Source organism: Streptomyces sp. NPDC007901, assembly GCF_042959465.1.
GTDB lineage: Bacteria > Actinomycetota > Actinomycetes > Streptomycetales > Streptomycetaceae > Streptomyces.
The window spans coordinates 325,371-342,930 of the sequence record NZ_JBIBKW010000012.1 but is presented as its reverse complement, the minus strand read 5'-3'; the positions used below and the strand labels follow the sequence as shown (position 1 = coordinate 342,930).

General features: G+C 69.1%; 16 protein-coding genes and 1 pseudogene. 11 read left to right on the top strand and 6 right to left on the bottom strand.

The annotated features are described in order from the left end of the window. Window positions 1-326: 326 nt before the first annotated feature. Window positions 327-542 (bottom strand): hypothetical protein, encoded by a 216-nt coding sequence (locus tag ACFZDK_RS34755; protein WP_390978059.1) that lies wholly within the window; start codon window positions 540-542, stop codon window positions 327-329. A 454-nt stretch (window positions 543-996) separates the two neighbouring features. Between ACFZDK_RS34755 and ACFZDK_RS34750 the strand changes: the two genes are divergently transcribed. Beyond that, complete coding sequence (locus tag ACFZDK_RS34750; RefSeq protein ID WP_390978098.1) at window positions 997-2,013, top strand: FAD-dependent oxidoreductase; 1,017 nt, start codon at window positions 997-999, stop codon at window positions 2,011-2,013. 251 nt (window positions 2,014-2,264) lie between these two features. After that, window positions 2,265-3,506: an FAD-dependent monooxygenase gene (locus tag ACFZDK_RS34745; protein WP_390978057.1), complete on the top strand. Its 1,242-nt coding sequence runs from the start codon at window positions 2,265-2,267 to the stop codon at window positions 3,504-3,506. 139 nt (window positions 3,507-3,645) lie between these two features. Here ACFZDK_RS34745 and ACFZDK_RS34740 read toward each other — a convergent pair whose 3' ends face one another. From ACFZDK_RS34740 to ACFZDK_RS34730, 3 genes and pseudogenes are all read right to left on the bottom strand, one after another. Beyond that, window positions 3,646-3,825, bottom strand: coding sequence for a hypothetical protein (locus tag ACFZDK_RS34740; RefSeq protein WP_390978055.1), 180 nt, complete (start codon window positions 3,823-3,825; stop codon window positions 3,646-3,648). Window positions 3,826-3,845: 20 nt separating this feature from the next. Next, window positions 3,846-3,989, bottom strand: coding sequence for a hypothetical protein (locus tag ACFZDK_RS34735; protein WP_159027346.1), 144 nt, complete (start codon window positions 3,987-3,989; stop codon window positions 3,846-3,848). Window positions 3,990-4,239: 250 nt separating this feature from the next. Continuing rightward, window positions 4,240-4,419: pseudogene (locus ACFZDK_RS34730) on the bottom strand (TetR/AcrR family transcriptional regulator); the annotation flags it as partial. A gap of 295 nt (window positions 4,420-4,714) precedes the next feature. Here ACFZDK_RS34730 and ACFZDK_RS34725 point away from each other — a divergent pair. From ACFZDK_RS34725 to ACFZDK_RS34715, 3 genes are all read left to right on the top strand, one after another. After that, window positions 4,715-5,659 (top strand): alpha/beta fold hydrolase, encoded by a 945-nt coding sequence (locus ACFZDK_RS34725; protein WP_390978053.1) that lies wholly within the window; start codon window positions 4,715-4,717, stop codon window positions 5,657-5,659. A 290-nt stretch (window positions 5,660-5,949) separates the two neighbouring features. Further along, window positions 5,950-6,957, top strand: a complete 1,008-nt coding sequence (locus tag ACFZDK_RS34720) for an NAD(P)H-binding protein (RefSeq protein WP_390978050.1) — start codon at window positions 5,950-5,952, stop codon at window positions 6,955-6,957. Window positions 6,958-7,040: 83 nt separating this feature from the next. Further along, window positions 7,041-8,672 carry a DHA2 family efflux MFS transporter permease subunit gene (locus ACFZDK_RS34715; RefSeq protein ID WP_390978048.1) on the top strand — a complete coding sequence of 544 codons (1,632 nt, stop codon included), beginning with the start codon at window positions 7,041-7,043 and terminating at the stop codon, window positions 8,670-8,672. A 539-nt stretch (window positions 8,673-9,211) separates the two neighbouring features. Here the strand turns inward: ACFZDK_RS34715 and ACFZDK_RS34710 are convergent. Further along, entirely contained in the window at window positions 9,212-9,661 is a 450-nt protein-coding gene (locus ACFZDK_RS34710; protein ID WP_390978096.1) for a LysR substrate-binding domain-containing protein, read from the bottom strand. Window positions 9,662-9,676: 15 nt separating this feature from the next. On the opposite strand from ACFZDK_RS34710, the gene ACFZDK_RS34705 reads away from it, so the two are divergent. After that, window positions 9,677-10,024 (top strand): hypothetical protein, encoded by a 348-nt coding sequence (locus ACFZDK_RS34705; RefSeq protein WP_390978046.1) that lies wholly within the window; start codon window positions 9,677-9,679, stop codon window positions 10,022-10,024. Window positions 10,025-10,182: 158 nt separating this feature from the next. Here ACFZDK_RS34705 and ACFZDK_RS34700 read toward each other — a convergent pair whose 3' ends face one another. Beyond that, a complete protein-coding gene (locus ACFZDK_RS34700; RefSeq protein ID WP_390978094.1) occupies window positions 10,183-10,905 on the bottom strand; it encodes a methyltransferase domain-containing protein in 723 nt (240 codons plus the stop codon). 656 nt (window positions 10,906-11,561) lie between these two features. Here ACFZDK_RS34700 and speB point away from each other — a divergent pair. The 5 genes from speB (at window position 11,562) to ACFZDK_RS34675 (ending at window position 17,471) form a co-directional block, all read left to right on the top strand. Continuing rightward, window positions 11,562-12,272 carry an agmatinase gene (speB, locus tag ACFZDK_RS34695; protein ID WP_390978044.1) on the top strand — a complete coding sequence of 237 codons (711 nt, stop codon included), beginning with the start codon at window positions 11,562-11,564 and terminating at the stop codon, window positions 12,270-12,272. 1,358 nt (window positions 12,273-13,630) lie between these two features. Then, window positions 13,631-15,136, top strand: coding sequence for a transcriptional regulator (locus ACFZDK_RS34690; protein WP_390978042.1), 1,506 nt, complete (start codon window positions 13,631-13,633; stop codon window positions 15,134-15,136). Next, a complete protein-coding gene (locus ACFZDK_RS34685; protein ID WP_390978040.1) occupies window positions 15,133-15,705 on the top strand; it encodes a helix-turn-helix domain-containing protein in 573 nt (190 codons plus the stop codon). Before ACFZDK_RS34690 ends, ACFZDK_RS34685 begins: the two co-directional genes overlap by 4 nt. Before the next feature lie 186 nt (window positions 15,706-15,891). Beyond that, window positions 15,892-16,608, top strand: coding sequence for a ParA family protein (locus ACFZDK_RS34680; RefSeq protein WP_390978038.1), 717 nt, complete (start codon window positions 15,892-15,894; stop codon window positions 16,606-16,608). Then, the gene (locus tag ACFZDK_RS34675) at window positions 16,605-17,471 is read left to right on the top strand and encodes a hypothetical protein (protein WP_390978036.1); all 867 of its coding nucleotides are present in this window, start codon (window positions 16,605-16,607) and stop codon (window positions 17,469-17,471) included. Before ACFZDK_RS34680 ends, ACFZDK_RS34675 begins: the two co-directional genes overlap by 4 nt. The last annotated feature ends 89 nt before the right edge of the window (window positions 17,472-17,560 follow it).

Sequence of the window (17,560 nt, the reverse complement as noted above, 5' to 3'; positions counted from 1 at the left end):
GTCGGCGCCTACGGCCACAGTCCCGACCGCCTGACCTCGATCGCGGAAACCGCGTTCGCCCTGCTGCCCCGCCCCCGCCACCCCTGACAAGGACACGGCCAGCCCCGTCGCACAGGCGTCGTCCCCGACGTCGGTCACTTCCTGCACATCGAGTCCCCCGAGGCGATCGCGAAACGGATCGCGGCATGGGCCGAGTAGCGGATCACTCGACCCTCACGGCGAGACCACCGGGATGGGCGGAGCGGGGCGGACTCTGACATGGCGTTGTTGTGGACTGCGGACTGCGGGATGGGGCGGATCTCCGCCCGGTGACCAGCGTGCAACCTTCAACCCAGTCGGTCAGAACCGTCAGGTGAACGGTGCTCGCCGATGAAGGCCACCGTCAGCCGTTGCGGGGGGGCGAGCTCCCCGACGAAGAAAGTTGTAGCCGCCTTCAGGATCGCCACGTCCTCACGCAGCCGGCGGATCTCCTCGTTCTCCTCGATCGTGACCCCGGGCGCCTCGCCACCGTCAATCTCGGCCTGAGCGCCCCAGCGCCACAACGACTTCTGCCTACCCCGACCTGCTTGGGCACCGTCAGTACCGCTGCGGTATTTGGTCGGGTATTCGGCTGGTGCTACAGCACCAGCCGGACGGCTCGGGCCCTCAGCTCGGGATCCACCTTCTTCGGCATGACATGCATCCTTCCAGCTCAGAAAGATGCGGCCCAAGCCGACCGCACTTGACAACTCAGTACAGAACCGCCTAGGTTTCTGACTGTTCAGTACATAACCGTCCTGAGCTCACCGGACAGGCTGCGTGCACGCCTGGCGCCTCACCGTCCCGTCGCTCTACCTGTACGGGGCCATGACCCGGTGCAGGGCACTTCCTGCACCTCGAACAGCCCAAGACGGTCGCCGACCACATCCTCGGCTTTCTGAACAGCTGACCCCCCTGCAAGCACCCGGAACTCGAAGGGCTGACCGAACCATGACTGACAAGGAAAGGCTGGAGACCATGGCTGTGGCGACTCCTCCGTACGCGAGCGACGCACTGGCCGAGGGGACCGTTGACGCGGTGGTGATCGGCGGGGGCGCCGCGGGGCTGAACGGTGCACTGATCCTTGCCCGTTCCCGCCGCTCGGTCGTCGTGATCGACAGCGGCTCCCCGCGCAACGCCCCCGCCGAGGCCGTGCATGGCCTGCTCGCCCTGGACGGCACCCCGCCGTCCGAGATCCTTCGACGGGGCCGGGAGCAGGTACGCCAGTACGGCGGACGCGTCGTGCACGGCGAGGTGGTCTCGGCCGAGTCCGCCGCCCCGTCGGCGGACGGGGACCTGCGGTTCACCGTCACCCTGGCCGACGGCCGCCACATCACCGCCCGCCGCATCCTGATCGCCACCGGCCTCACCGATGTGCTGCCCCAGGTGCCCGGGCTCGCCGAGCACTGGGGGCACAGTGTGGTGCACTGCCCGTACTGCCACGGCTGGGAGGTGCGCGACGAGCCCATCGGCATCCTCGCCACCGGCCCCGCCTCCATCGGCCACGCGTATCTGTTCCGTCAGCTGACCGAAGACCTGACCTACTTCACCCACGGCACCGACCTGGACCAGGACAGCCGCGCCCGCTTCGCCGCCCGCGGCATCCGCGTCATCGACACCCCGGTCACCGAGGTCGTCAACGACGAGGACGGTGCCCTCGCCGGGGTGCGCCTGGCCGACGGCCAGGTCGTGGCCCGCCGCGTCGTCGCGGTCGCCGCGCCGATGCAGGCCCGCACCCAGGGCCTGGAAGGTCTGGGCCTGCCGGTGCAGGACCTGCCGAAGGGCCGCGGGTTCGCCTCCGGCACGGCCGGCGCCACCGAGGTGCCGGGTGTGTGGGTGGCCGGCAACGTCACCGATCTGGTTGCCCAGGTCGGGGCCTCCGCAGCGGCCGGCGCACTGGCCGGCGCCGACATCAACAGCACACTGGCCACCGCCGACACCGACGCGGCCCTCCACGCCATCGCCGAGGCAAGCCCCGAAGCGGCCACACGATGATCTCGAAGCCCTGAGATCCCAGCCCGTCACCCGCTCGCCCCACCTTCGCCGGCGAGGAAACCGACCTGTTCTCCCGTCTGGAAGCTGATCAGTTTCCAGACGGTTCTCAGCCATGCCCGGCAAGCAAGCAGCAGGAGCGTCCCACCGAGGTCAACGCCCCCTTCTCGACCTCCTCGCCCGCCTCGACGACTCCACATCCTCGGCTTCCTGAACGGCCGACCCACCCCCCCCACAAGATGAAGGACACGACAATGTCGGAGCGCAATCCCATGGACAAGAACACGGCATCGCGACAGCGGGCCCTGGTGGTCGGCCTCGGGATAAGCGGGATCACCTCCGCGCTGCGACTGCATCGCGCGGGCTGGGACGTGGTGGTGCTGGAGAAGGCCCCCGAGCGGCGCCGCGGCGGATACTTCCTCGCCCTGTTCGGGGCCGGGCTCGCCGCCGCCGAACGGCTGGGCTTCGCCGATGCGGTGTCGAATCGCGTCGCTCCGGAAAGCGTGAGCTACGACGTCGACCGCACGGGCCGGCGCCGCCGCGGTGTGGGCTACGCCGATGTGTTCCCCGGGTCTCGACTGACGGTGCGGGGCGACATCGAAGACGCGGCCTTCACCGCCCTGCCCGACGAGGTCGAGATCCGGTACTCGACCGTGCCGGTCGCGCTGGACCAGTACCTCGACGGGGTGGACGTCGAGATCCGCGACCTGACGACGGAGACGACGACCGTCGAACGGTTCGACCTGGTGGTCGGGGCAGACGGACTGCGCTCGACGGTGCGCCGGCTTGCGTTCGAGCCCGAGCCGAGCCCGATCCGTCGACTGAACTACATGATCGCCGTGTACAGCCTGCCCGAGCCGGTACCCGGCTACCGCCCACAGGACGGGCTGACCATGGCCGAGGCGGGCCGATCGGTGTGGGTATTCCCGTTCGCCAACCGCCCGCCGTCGGTGCTGTTCTCCTACCGCACCGACGACGTGGACGCCGAGTTCACCCGGCCGGCCATCGACTCGCTGCGCGCCGCCTACGGCGCCGAGCCCACCGGCTCCACGCTCGGTTGGCTGCTCGACCAGTTTGAGAAGGCCCCGGACCACCTGTTCGACTCCACCGAGCAGGTGCACCTCGACCACTGGTACCGCGGCCGAGTCGTGCTCGTCGGCGACGCCGCGTGGTGCCTGACCCTTTACTCCGGCATGGGGGCATCCGCCGGCCTGGCCGGGGCGGACCTGCTCGGCACCATGCTGGAACGCCACCCGCACGATGTGCCACGAGCGCTGCAGGACTGGGAGGACCACCTGCGCCCGTTCATCGACTACCACCTCGGCAGCGGTGTGAGCCAGCGCGGTTTCCTCACCCCGGGCAACCGCGCCGAGTTGCTGCTTCGGTCCGTGATGATCCGCCTCGGTCGGCTACCGATCGCCGGCCGGCTGCTCGCCAAGACGAGGGCCAAGAGTGCGCGGATGAAAAGTCTGGATATCGCCGCCGCCGCAGCGTGAGTGGAGTTCCTCGAATACGAGCGGGAGAACGAGGTCGTCTGGGCCCGCAACTTCGTCGACGAATGCTTGGACGCAGGTTGCGGGGATGGCCGGGAGAGGCATGTACCGGAGAGCAGGCTGTTAGCCGCTGCATCGGGGTTCACCCGAGCTGCTTGTTCCACGCGTTGCAGCAGCCGCGGTCGACGAGCCTGGTCCAGTCTGCGTCGAGGGTGGCGACTACCGTGGTCTGGCTGCGGGTGCCGCACCGGCTGCACGCGATCCCGGTCTTGCGGTCGAGGCGGTGGAGCTGCAGCGGACCCTGGGCGGGTTCAGAGCGCACGACGCGGTTGGCGAGGCGGGTCATCGGCGCCGCGGCTTGGTCGTGGAATCGCCGCCACCGAGTCTGCCGCGGACGACGAAGGAGCCGGGTCCGATGCTGGTGCGTGCGTTGTTGAGGAACGAACGCAGCCGGCCGGTGTATGCATCGTGCAGTTCGCTGGCCATGCCTGTAAGGCGAGCAGCCACAGCACAGATCAGCCGCGGGCGGGCCTGGGTAGCCGCAGCGGCCGGTAGCCGTCGGTGTCCAGCTTGGCCAACTCGCCGTCGATGTCCACCGAGTGAGTTTCCGTAAAAGTTGACGTCGGCGTGGTGGCTGGGCCAGATGTGCGCCACCAGCTCATCGTCGATGGGCCGGCCGGCACGACGCAGCGCGGTTACCGCCAGGCCGTAATAACTCGGTGCTCCAGGTAAGGATCGCGTTGGTGGCCAGCAGTACGCCGTGTTTGCCGTCGAACGCGGCGTAGAGGCTGCCGCGGCCCAGGCCGGTGGCGGTGCTGATGTCGTCGACGCTCGTGCCGTTGTAGCCCGAGGTGCGGAAATGCCGCTCGGCGGCGTGCAGGACGTGGTCGGGGTCGAAGCTTCGTGGTCTGGCCATATACCGAAGGTAAAGCCGACCCACCCTTCTTGACAACCCAGTACAGAACCGCCTAGGTTCCTTACCGTTCAGTCCATAACCGTCCTGAGCTCACCGAACAGGCTTGGTCCGGGAGTGCAGGACCGCGATGCCGCGCAGGCGGCTTGGACGTTGAACTCATGACGTTCAGGGCGTCGCACGCAGCTCGGCGCAAGAGCGAGCCAGCCGATGAAGGCCGCTTCAGAACCAAATACTTCGGAGGAGCTCATGACCGCGGTCAGTACGTACAACACCGCACCGGAAGGCACGATGTCCCGTGATTGCTGCTGACGAGACGTTCGACGGCACGTGGCCGTATCCCGCCCGCTTCAACGAGGCGGCCGGCTTCCGCCAGCACTACGTCGACGAGGGCCCCGAGCGGCCCGATCAGACGATCGTCATGCTGCACGGCGAGCCCACGTGGGGCTACGAGTGGCGCCACCTGATCGGGCCACTGTCACGTCACCATCGCGTGGTCGTTCCGGACCACATGGGCTTCGGCAAGAGCGAGACGCCCCAGGACCGCACATACGACGCGAGCGAACACATCCTCAATCTCGAATCGCTGCTCGTCGACATGCTCGACCTCACCGACATCACCCTGGTGGTCCGTGACTGGGGCGGCCCCATCGGCACCGGGTTCGCACTGCGTAATCCCGGCCGGATCTCCCGGATCTTCGCGGTGAACACCGTGCTGCCTCTCGCCCAGGGCATCGAGGATCTGATGAAGGCCAACGGCGCCGAGAGCCGGTGGTTCCAGTGGGCCCATTCAGCGCTCGCGGACGGTTCGTTCGAGCAGATCCTCGGAAACGCGGGTCACACCATCGCCCAGCTGATGATCGACCTGCAGCATGTCGCCCGACCGGAGATCGCCACGCCGACCTGGATCCGCGCCTACTCCAGCCCCTTCCCCACCCCCGCCGAGTCCCGCGGTGTCATCGCCTTCCCCCGGCAGGTCCTGGAGGGCCCGCAGGGCCCCCCGCCCGGCCCGCCGCCCATGGAAGCCATCGCCGCACTGCGCGCCGTGCCGGCAATGCTGGCCGTCGGGATGCGCGACACCGCACTGCTGCCCCAGTACGTGATCCCCTCGTTCCGGCTCAGCTACCCCGACGCACCCGTGGTCGAGATCCCGGGCGCCGGCCACTTCCCGACCGAGGACGCTCCCGAGACGCTGCTGGCACTGCTGGAGCTGTTCCTGCAGACGACGCCCGCCCGCACCTGAACCCTCAATGCCGAACGGGCAGCTCCGCGCGCGCGAAGCCGCCCGTTCACCGTGCGGCAGGTCGTGGCTACGAAGCCGAGCCGCCGCCGGGACGACGGTGCCCGGCCACGACACTCCGTCGTCGACGGCTTTCCCCCGTCCTGCGACTGCACCTCACCCAATCAGTTTCCAGACGGCTTTCAGTCCTGCCCGCAAGCAGGCAGCGGGAGCGTCGCGCCGAGGCCAACGCCACCCTCCTCGGCTTCCTGAACTGCCGACCCACCCCCCCCCACGAGATGAAGGACACAACAATGACGGAACGCAATCCCATTCTGATCACCGGCGCCGGCGGCCAAGTCGGTGGCGTGAGCAGGCTGATGGTCGGCATGCTGCTCGAACAGGGCCAACCGGTGCGCGCATTCGTGCGACGGGACGACGAACGCGCGCAGTCGCTGCGCGAGGCCGGGGCCGAGGTCTTCGTCGGCGACCTGCTCAAACTCGCGGACGTGGCCGCCGCGCTGAAGGGTGTCAAGCGCATCTACTTCAGCATGACCCCGCAGCCGTACTACGTCGATGCCCTCACCGTGATGGCCGCGGCGGCGCGAGCCCAGGGCGACATCGAGGCCTTCGTGCACCTGTCCAACTACGAGCAGTCATACATGACGCTCGAGAAGATGACCGCACCGGATGAGGAGCGGCATTCCTGGCTCGGCGGAGTGGTCACGGACTGGTCACCACAGCAGCGGGCCCACTGGGTCTGCGAGCGGGTGCTGGACTGGTCCGGCCTGCCGACCATCAACGTGCGTCCGACTCTGTTCGCCGAGAACCCCCACCTGACCTGGATGCAACAGGGCCCGCTGAGCAACGGTGAACTGCGCCTGCCCTTCGGCAAGCAGCGGCTCGCGCCCATCGCCGTTCACGACGTGGCAGAGGTGTGCGTGAAGGTGTTGGTCGACCCCGCACCGCACATCTCGAAGTCCTACGCGCTCACCGGCCCGGAGCTGAAGGACATGTACGGGTTCGCTGAGGACTACGCAGCCGTGCTGGGACGCGAGGTCACCTACATCCCTGAGGAAGTGGAGGCCTGGAACGAGGCATTCCTCGACGAGACCGTCCTGCAGGAGTCCCTGGGCGATCCGGGTGCGGCCCGGCACGTGGCGGCGCACCTGAGGATCCAGACCAGGCTGATCGCCAGCGGGCGGTACGACGCCCTCTCCGACCAACTGGAAACCCTGCTCGGGCACCCGCCGCGGACCGTGCGGTGGGCGCTGCAGAACAACACGCGCCTGGGCGAACTGGCGGGTGCTCCGAGCCACTGAGCGCTCCGGAGCAGAACATGACGCCACGCGATGGGCAATTCAGAGCTTCCGCTCGTCCGCCCCGTCCGACTTAGGAGCTACTGATGCCCTTCCTTGCGCATACCCCCGTGGAGAAAATGACCGGGCCGTACGCGCGGCGCTGGTGGGCGCTGCTCGTGCTGTGCCTGAGCCTGCTGATCACGGTGATGGCGAACACCTCGCTGATCGTCGCCGCCCCCGACATGACCACCGACCTGGGCCTGAGCAGCAGTGATCTGCAGTGGGTCGTCGACTCCTACACCGTTCCGTACGCGGCGCTGATGCTGGTGCTGGGTGCGATCGGCGACAAATACAGCCGGCGCGGCGCGCTGGTGCTGGGTCTGCTGATCTTCGCCGGTGGTTCGGTGATGGGGAGCCTGGTCGACGAGACCTCGCTGGTCATCGTGGCCCGCGCGATCATGGGTGTCGGTGCCGCGGTCGTGATGCCGGCCACGCTGTCCCTGGTGGTCGCGACCTTCCCCCGGAGCGAGCGGGCCAAGGCCATCACCGCCTGGGCCGCGACCTCCGGGGTGGCGGTAGCCGTCGGCCCGCTGGTCTCCGGCTGGCTGCTTGAGGACCACGCCTGGGGCTCGACCTTTCTGATCAACGTGCCGATCGCCGTCCTCGCCGTGTTCGGCGCGCTCGCCCTGGTACCGCCGTCCAAGGCGGAGGGCATGGGCCGGATCGACTACGTCGGTGGTCTGCTGTCGATCGTCTCCGTCGGCTCCCTGGTCTACGCCGCCATCGAGGGCCCGCACTCCGGCTGGGGCTTCGGCCCCGTCACCGCCGCCGTGGTCGCCGGTGTCGGTCTGGTCGCCTTCGTCGCCTGGGAGCTGCGGCACCCGCACCCGATGCTGGACGTCCGAAAGTTCGCGCTGCGGCCCTTCACCGGCTCGATGCTCGCGGTGATGTTCTTCTTCTTCGGCATGTTCGCCGTGATCTACTACTCGACGCAGTTCCTTCAGTTCGTCCTCGGCTACGGCGCCCTGGACACGGGTGTACGGCTGCTGCCGCTGGGCGGTGCGGTGTTCCTCGGGTCCGCGGTGACCGGGGTGCTCGCCCCGAAGCTGGGGGTGAGGGTGATGGTCGTGACCGGCATGGCCGTCGGCACCGCGGGCATGTTCCTGCTCACCCAGATCGACAAGGGGTCGACGTACGGGGACTTCCTGGCGCCGCTGATGATGCTGGGCCTCGCGCTCGGACTGGCCATCTCCCCGGCGACCGACACGATCATGGGCTCCTTCCCCGAGTCCGAGCTGGGCGTCGGCGGCGGGGTCAACGACACCGCGTTGGAGCTGGGCGGGGCGCTGGGCATCGCGGTGCTGGGCTCGCTGCTGGGAACGGCCTACCGGGACGAGCTGACCGACCTGGTGGGCAACCGGCTCCCGGCGCAGGCGATGGAGACCGCCAAGGACTCGGTCGGCGCCGGCCTGGCCGTCGCGGAGCGGGTCGCGCAGGATCCCTCCGCCGGGCCCCAGCAGGCCCAGGCCGCCGTGGACGCCGTCCACCAGGCCTTCGCCCACGGAGTCGCCCAGACCAGCCTCATCGGCGGGATCATCATGGCCGCCGGAACACTGATCGTCCTCGCCATCCTGCCGGGCCGGCGCGGCTTCGCGAAGCAGCGCGCCGAACCGGGGGCCGGGACGACGGCGAGCGAGGCGGCCACTGTGCAGGAGCACACCGGGTCCACCCGCTAGATCACCGGCGGGGCGTCCACTGGATCGCCGGGGACGCGTCCGCGGGATCGACGGGCGACGCGTCCGCCGGGCACCGGCTCCGCCGGATCGCCCGCCAGGCGCGTCGAGCAGGAGCCCGGCGGCGCGAGACGCGCAGGGCGCGCGTGGTCCACGGTCCACGGCCAGTGGATCTCCTACCGGAACACCTCACCGTCCTCGGCCTCCGGGCCGCCCCGGGGCTCTCCTGAGGGGCGGCCCGGAGGCCAAGGGCCGTGAGGTGACAGCGGCGGTCGCCGCAGACGCTGACCTGCGACGACAGGCGACCGCCGTTCTCCTCCGCTATGCCGCACCCACTGCTACGCCGCACTCCGCTATGCCGCACCCCACGCTGCTCACACCCACGCGGCGGCGTTGTGTCACCGCCCTTTGATGCTCGTGCCCTGCGGCCCTGCTCGCGCCCCCGCACTCTGAGCCTCGCGCCCCCATGGCGCCGCTCGCGTCGGCACCCCTCTGCCGCCGTCACCCTCAGCCGCTCGCACCCCCGCGACGGAGCCACGCACTCACGCCTGCCCCCTCAAGACGCAGGCGTCAGCCACAGGTTCTCGGCCGGCTGGCGGGAGGGCCTCGACCATAGCCGCGGTTCGGAGGTGTGGGCCGGCCGGGAAGCGGGCCAGACGGCCGCGATGCGGCGGTGGCCCGCCACCGGCACCGCGGGGCAGGGCCACGGTTTCGGGTGGGGCGCCGGTGAGGGCGAGGGTAGGGACCACGGCCACGCAGAGGCCCGCTCGGACCAGGGACAGTGCGGTGGGGAACCCCCGAGCGGCGTGGGCGCGGCTCGGGGTGTAGGCGTACTGCGCGGAGATGCGCGCGAGGGCACGGCCGCACGCCGCCCCGGGCGGGGCGGTCACCCAGGGGCGGTCGGCGAGGTCCCTGACCGAGCGGAGCGACGGTGACCAGTCGGCCGGGGTGACCACGCGGTACTCGTCGTCGGCGACCGGCGCGGACGCCAGGTCGCGTCACTGCTCGTGCTGATCGGGATCGTCGCCGTCGTACTCGACGACCAGGCGGAGGCCCGCCGTGAACTCGCCGAGCTGACCGGCCGTTCGACAGGGCCGGCGACGATCGCCGCGTTCTCCTCGGGCAACTGCTCGTCCCGGCCCTCACCGCCCTCGCCCGCCTACGCCGGAAAGCTCGTCGACTGGGCGAAACAGCACCTCAACTTGACCGCCAAGCCGGTCAGCCGCCCCAAGGACGACTCTGCCTTCGTCGTGCTGCCCCGCCGCTGGGTCGTCGAGAGGCCGCTCGCGTGGATGATGCACGCACGCCGCCATGCCCGGGACTCCGAACGGCTCATCCGGTACTCCGGGACCTGATCACCTGGGCCGTCATCACCCTCATGACCAGGCGTCTCGCACCGAAGGGGACCACCCCCAGCTGGTCGAGGAAACCCACATCGGCCACGAGCGCCTGACAGGCGTGGTCACCGTTCCCCGGTTCTGCGGATCCCCGCAGCCCGTGCTCCATCTGCTCTCTAGGCGGAGGCGGCAGCCACGAAGAACGGAATGGCGACGAGAAAGCGGTCGGCCTCCGAGCGTCGGCGCTGTTCGGCCAGCCACGCATCGGCCTGGTCACGGCCGACGGCACCGCTCATGCAGGCCGACTCGGCGAACCCGGTGAGCAGCGACAGCATCGCAGGATCGGTGAACACGATGGTGTGCACCTCGACGGTGACGTCGTTGAAGCCGCCGTCCAGGAGCAGGTTGCGGTACTGGCGGGCGGCGCGGGGCGTGCCCAGGAGGTCGGCGCGGGCGTGCACGATCGTGCGGGTGAGCTCCGCGTCATCAGAGTCGACCATGATGGCGTCCCAGTCCTGCCCGACCAGGACGATCCTGCCGCCCGGGCAGAGGACGCGCCGCGCTTCCGCCACCGCGCGCCACGGCTCCTGAAGTGCGTGGAAGACCTTGTCGGCACGGTAGCCGCGCATGCTTCCGTCGGCGAACGGCAGATCCTCCGCCCCCGCCTCCCAGAACTCAGCCGCCGACCACCGTTTCCGCGCCTCGGCCAGCATCCACGGATCGGGATCCACACCCACCGCGTGAACGCCACGCTCGGCCAGCTCGGCGACGGCCCGCCCGGCACCGGAGCCGACGTCCACGACAGACGAGCCCGGGACAAGAGACAGCAGCTCGTAGGAGCGGGCCCGCAGCAGGCTGGCGCTCGGCATCTGGTCCATCGCGTCGAGGAGGGCCAACATGGCCTCGGTGCCACGGTGCTTTTCCACGAAAGGAGTCGTCACAGCCATGGCATCCTGCCGTTCCTTGTCAGTCATGGTTCGGTCGACCCTTCGAGTTCTGGGTGGTTGGCGGGGGGTGCAGTCGTTCAGGAAGCCCAGGATGTGGTTGGCGACCGGTGCCCTGTGCCGGGTATGACGATGCGTTCGAAGCCGTTCGTGAACAGGCCGTCCATGCCGTCGCTCACCTCCACGCAAAAGCAGTTGTCGTCGGCCCCGTAGAGGTAGAGCGACGGGACGGTGATGGCGCCGGGCGTGCGCGCAGCCCGTCCGGTGAGCTCTGGACGGTTTTGTACTGAACGATCAGAAACCTAGGCGGTTCTGTACTGAGTTGTCAAGTATGTCGGACGGTGGTCCCGGCGACCACGGCGGGCGCGTTCACCGGGCCGGGGCCGGCCTTCACTGGGCCCTGCGCCGAGACCCCGCGCGAACGGGCAGGGAAGCCCATTGTCGTCAGCTCGGACCATGTGGGCCGGCGCGGCCATGCAGCCCATCGCAGTGCTCTCGACGTCGGACACGGGTGTGATGTCCAGCAGCAGGTCGAGGGTGAACCTCGCAGGCCTGTGGCCAGCGCAGCTCGAACTGGAACCCCTGAGCGGCGACTTGCGGCCGGGTGCGCGGTGGCGGCCGTGGGCCTGGGCGATCCTGCCGCCATCACAACCATCGAGAACGGCACCCGCGCCGTTCTCGAACGCGCCGGAAAGCTGCTCGTCCTCGGCGGCGACCACACCATCGCCCTGCCCGTCCTGCGAGCCCTGCACGCTCGGCACGGACCGATCTCCGTCCTGCACTTCGACGCGCACCTCGACACCTGGGACACCTACTTCAACTCGCCCTACCTGCACGGCACGCCCTTCCGCAGAGCCGCCGAGGAAGGACTGCTCGACCCCGAGGGCTGCCTGCACGTCGGCATCCGCGGCGGCCTGTACGGGCCGGGTGACATGAAGCAGGACCGCACCCTCGGATTCGTGCCCATCCGCTGCGAGGAGATCGAGGACATAGGCGTGCGGGGCACCATCGAGCGGATGCGCGCCCGCCTCCAGGACCGCCCGGTCTACATCTCGGTCGACATCGACGTCCTGGATCCCGCCTTCGCACCGGGCACCGGTACGCCGGAGCCCGGCGGGCTCACTTCCCGCGAACTGCTCATGATGCTGCGCGCGACGAGTGGGCTGAACGTCGTGGGCGCGGACATCGTCGAAGTGGCCCCCGCCTATGACCACGCCGAGATCACCGGCGTGGCCGCCGCCCATGTCGGTTACGAACTCCTCTCCGCCTGGGCGCCGAAGCCGACACCAGGGCGAGCGCCCGACACGACGCGCGGAACCTGACTGCGGCCGGCTCGGCAACCGGGCGAGGGCTCGGAAGGGTTGTAGAGGTTCAACACGTAGGACTTGACAGGGAACGGACCTGGTCAGCACATGCCACTTGGGCCAGAACCGGACCTAGGTGACGATATCGAACACCTGCTGGACGGGGCCGTTGGTGGCCAACGGGATGGAGGAGGTCATGTTCCTCCCCCGCCCCCGCGCACCTGTCGCTGGCGAGCTTCGACAACTGCTTCCTCGCCAAGATCCGCCACCTCTCCCTCACCAGCGTCGACATCGGCGCCCACGAGGTGGGCCGACGCGTCACCCGCGCCCCGCTCGACTGGACTCCCGCCGAGAACGGCAGTTTGACCGACACACGCACACGCTCTTGAAACGGCACCCAAGTCCGCGATGAACGGGCTTCTCGCCTGCGCCGCAACCCACCTGACACTCCATCACAAACGGCCACGGCCCGAGCCCAAGCCGGGCTACTCCTGGCCCGGCAGGTTCAAACAACCGCTTTACATAGGTCCGCCACCCCTTTGGCCTGCACTTATTGCTACAGGACCCAAAGAGCGGCGAATTCGACCCGGATTCGACCCCACGACCTCATTACACGGCGACGCGCACGCCTGATCAGCGATGACGCAACTTCTGCCGCTGTACCAACGAATTGCGGAAACTTAATCACCACGAGAGCCCCAATTAGGATCAATCTCGCAAGTCGACAACCCTGAAGCGGACACGCAGCCCAGCGATGCAGACACAGTGGCGCGTGTTGGCCCGAGCCCATCCCGACTCAACCCCACGAGGGACTACATACCCTGAACAGGCCTTTTACTGATCTACTTCCGTGAGGCGGAAGAGGTATTGCGGCGCAGTGACGCCCTTCCGGACGATGTCGCCATCACCCAACGACGGGAGCCGCAGCCATGCCGCACATGACGACTTTCGCCAGGAACCAGTGGTACAGCTAGCGCAACTTTCTGACCTGCGCTTGTGTGGGGGCGATGAGGCTGTGACCTGCTAGGACGGGTTGCAGAGGCGATCGGAGGCAGTCAGAGGAAATCGCTCTGATTCGACCCCGGTTCGACCCGGGTCGCTCGGAGGCAGTCAGAGGCATCAGCCTCTGTAACTGGCCTTCGAGGGACCTGAGTTGGCCGGTGTGGATCACGGGTGGACGCCTCTGGTGGTGCTCTGTTTCGATCTCGGTCGAGCTGTGATGGGGATGCCTGCCTCCGCTCGGGGCCGGTATTGCGAGGGCTTCCAGGACGGCCATCCTGGGGACCTTGCCGGCGCCGATGGAGGTCGGTTCCGGATGCCACCCGTGGTTTTAGCGGGCCTGGGTGGCGTCCACGTCTTTGCGAGACGACCTCACCGTGACAGACAGCACCCATCACGCCCTCTCTCAACGAAACTCCGCCGCATTCCGCGGCATTGTCGGCCACGCCCAACTGTCGTCGGCCGCGACCGATCTCATTCTGCTCGGCGACCTCACCGGCCGCTACGCCGCTGGTAGTTACAGCCGACTCTCCTCCGACGGGCGGACCGTGATCCTGCGCGGGGACCGCCAGGGCGCGGCCGAGCACGGCCACCGGATCACCGCGGCCATCGCCTGCCACGTCGCCCGCGCCGGCGGCAGCATCGACCAGCTCACCCAACTCCTGCTGCACCCTGAGCACGAAGGCGGACGGCACACCCGCAGCATCGCGCTGCGCTCCGGGCAGGCGCGAGCCCTGGACTACATCGACCGGGTCTGGACCAGCGCTTCCAAGACGGTCAGCATCACCGCGGCGCTGAGCTCCCGGCACGACGCGTACGAGGTCCTCGCTTCACTGCGCGACCGGATCGAGACGACACAGTGGCGTGGTGAGCGAGGACGGACCGCGCTGCGGGTGCTGCGGGCGCACCTGAACTTCGCCGAGATCGCGGGCGGTCCCCTGCACCACGCCAGTGAGCGGCAGACCGCGGAGGAAGCGGGGGTCTCCCGCACGACGCTGCGGGTCGTCTACGAGACGGTCCTGAAGCCGGGAGGGTGGTTGCGGCGTCTGCGGGTGGGTCATGGCCGGGAGGGCTCGACCTGGTACCTGGGCGACGGCACCATCGCGGGTCACGGTGACCCGGCTCTGCTGTCTCGTTTCCGGTCCACTCAGTTCCCCCCCGACCCGGCACTTGGGGAGTGGAGCACCCCTGAGACGGCCACGACGGCCGACATCGACTCCACCGTCCTCAGCCGACTCATGGGCCACGACACCTTCGCCCACCACGCCCTTGGCAGCGCCGCCCTCGTGATCATCAGCGCCCTGCATGTGCGCCCGGACCAGACGGTCATGGAGCTCGTCGGCACTTCCTCGGTCTCCCGCGCCACCACCTACCGGACCCTGAAACGCCTCGCCGACCACGGTCTCGTCCAGCACACCGGGGAGACCTGGACCCTCGCACCGCGTGCGCTGGAGGGATTCGGCATCCGCCTCCCGGACGCCGACAACGGCCACACCGCAGCGCCGGCACAGGGCTGGGACAGGGTCGCCGAGCTACACGGCACCTGGGGCGTAGCGGCCCGGCGCAAGGCCCTGCACGCGGCCGAACGGGCGGCCTACCAGGAGGCACTGGACCGGCTTGCGGAGCACCGCAGCAGGGCTCTCGTGATCGTCCGCGACGGCCGTCAGGTCCTGGTACCCGCGCCGCGCCCCGACGAAATCCCGCCCACGTGGCACGCCCCGGGCGGGCGCGTCCTCGACCCGGCCACCGGCCGTCCGGCCGCGGGCTGGCGGGTCGCCACCGACGGCCGCCTGATCTTCATCACCCCCGCCGACCAGCGCAGTTACGACGAGCTGGCCGCCGCCCATGCCGAAGCCCTCAGCGAATGGGAGTCCGCAGCATGACCTCACACGCCCAGAACACGCCTCCCGAGAGCGAACCGCCAAGCCCGCAGGCCTTGCGCGCGCGATACGAGTCCGGTGCCACGGTTGACGAACTCGTCGCCGATAGCGGGCTGTCGTATGGCACGGTTCTCAACCGGCTGCACGACGCCGGGACCGTCATGCGCACCTCCTGGCAGACCCGCAGAATGCGGCAGAACCCACAAGCCCGCAGGCGCCTCGCCGCCCACATGCGCACCCTGTATGAACAGCACGGCGCAACCCTCACCGAACTCGCCACAGCAGCGGGAGAGACGAGGCGCGGTGCCCGACGCCTGCTCATCGAGGCCGGCGGCACCGTACGCACCACCCAACAGACCCTGCGGATGCGCACCGCAGCCCGGGCCGCCGAACGGCACAAGCTCGCACTGTCCCTGCGCGCACGGTACGAGGCCGGAGCCACAGTGCCGGAACTCGCCACGGAGCACAGCTACTCCATCGCCAATGTCTACCGGTTCCTGCACCAAGCAGGCACCCCCATGCGGCCCCAGCACCGCCACGGCCCGGCCCATGACACGAGGAAGCGCCCATGAGCACCGCCGTCCTCGTAGGCATCTCCTGCGGTGCCACTCGGCTCGACGACCCGCCCATGCACCCTGCCCGCCTCGGTTGCGCAGCGAGAGCACCCCCGCTCGCCTGCAAGCAGCCAGGCCCACAAGCAAGCGTCGACGCCGTCGGCGACCGCCAACTCAACGACAGTTTCAGGAGATCAAGCACACGTGAACGAGAACACCCGTCACAAGACCCTGGCCGCGGCCACAGCCCGCGCCTGGGACGCCTTCATCATCGTCGTCGGCATGCTCAAGGGCGGCACCGGCAAGACCACCTCCGCCTGGTTCATCGCCCTCTACTACGCCGTTGTCCTCGGCGTCCCGACGCTGCTGCTGGACGCCGACGCCACCAGCCAATCCGCCTACGACTGGTTCAAGGTCGCCCAGGCCGAGGGCTTCGAGATCCCCGAAAACCTGGTTGTCGAACGGTACCCGTTCGACGACATCGCCGAATACATCCGCGCCAAGCGTGCCGAGTTCGGCGCGATCGTGGTCGACGCCGGCGGCGGCAGCGCCCGCATCTTCCACGAGGCTGTCACCGAGGCGAACCTCCTGCTCGTGCCGGTCGCCCCCACCAAGATCGAGCGCCGCAAGCTCGTGGCCACCTTCGACGAGGCCGAACGCGCCGCCGCACGCAACACCCACGGCGTCACCGCCCACGTCGTCATGGTCAAGGCCGACGACCGCACCAGCCTGCCCAGCCGGGCAAAGGACCAACTCCTCGACCCCGCCCAGGGCGAGGGCATCGGCCCCGACCGCGACGAGGCATTCCCGCTCGCCGAGACCACCATCCACTCCTGGGTCCACTACATGGAGGCCTTCGGTGAGATCCCGACCGAGCTGAGCGAGTACGCCAAGCTGATGAAGGAGCTGACCGCAGCATGACCGAACGCATGAAGCCGCCCGCCCGCCGCACGGGCGGCCGTACCTTGGGCGGAGCCAGGAACACGACCCCTCCGCCTCCTCCCCCGGCCGCCGAGCTCACCCCCGAGCAGTTCGCCACCGAACAGGCCGCCGCACGGGGCGAAGGCCAACCCGCTGCCAGCGAGCCGCAAGTACAGCCCGCCCCTTCCACCGTTCCCGTCGAGGGGGCGGCGCACAATAAGACCGAGACGGTGGCTGACGTGGCTCAGGCGTCCCCCCAGTCGACCTATGCGGTCGCGCCGAGCGGCCCCGCGCAAGAGGCGAACGTCAGTCAGTCGGCTCACCAGTCCGTCATCGCCCCCGAGGCTCGGATGGATTCCGTCGGCGATCCGGTGAAGGAGCAGGTGCCGCCCGGGGTCCCGACTGCCGAGCCCGCGCCACCTGCGGTTCAGCCCGCGCAGCCGCCCGAACCCATTGCTCGGCACGGGCTGTCCAACGACCCGTCCGCGGCTGCTGGTGTGGCCCCGGTCGCCGAGGTGGCGGTTCGCCCAGCAGCTCCTCCGGTCGCAGGCGACATGGCATTCCCGGTGAGGACCGATACTCCGGGGCCTCGTCAGGAACAGGACGCGCGGTCGCAGGCAGCACCCAGCGAGGGAACGCCGTGGGCTCACGGCCCCGGCCGCCCCAAGGACATCCCCGAGACAGCCGTGATCCTCAACCAGCGCATTATCACGCGCGAGAGCCTCGACTCGTCGGTTCCCGCTGCGCTGAAGCTGAAGAAGCGGATCAAGCGCTTCGCGCTGGACAACGAACTCGACCACCTGCCCATGGGCGACATCGTCGCGGTGGCACTGGACGAATGGCTCACCACCCGCGGCTTCTGACACACCGTACGGCACAGGGGGTGGCCGCCAGCTCGCTGAGTGCCCGGCCACCCCTTCCGCCGACTATTCCAATAGCCCAATAGGCGGCT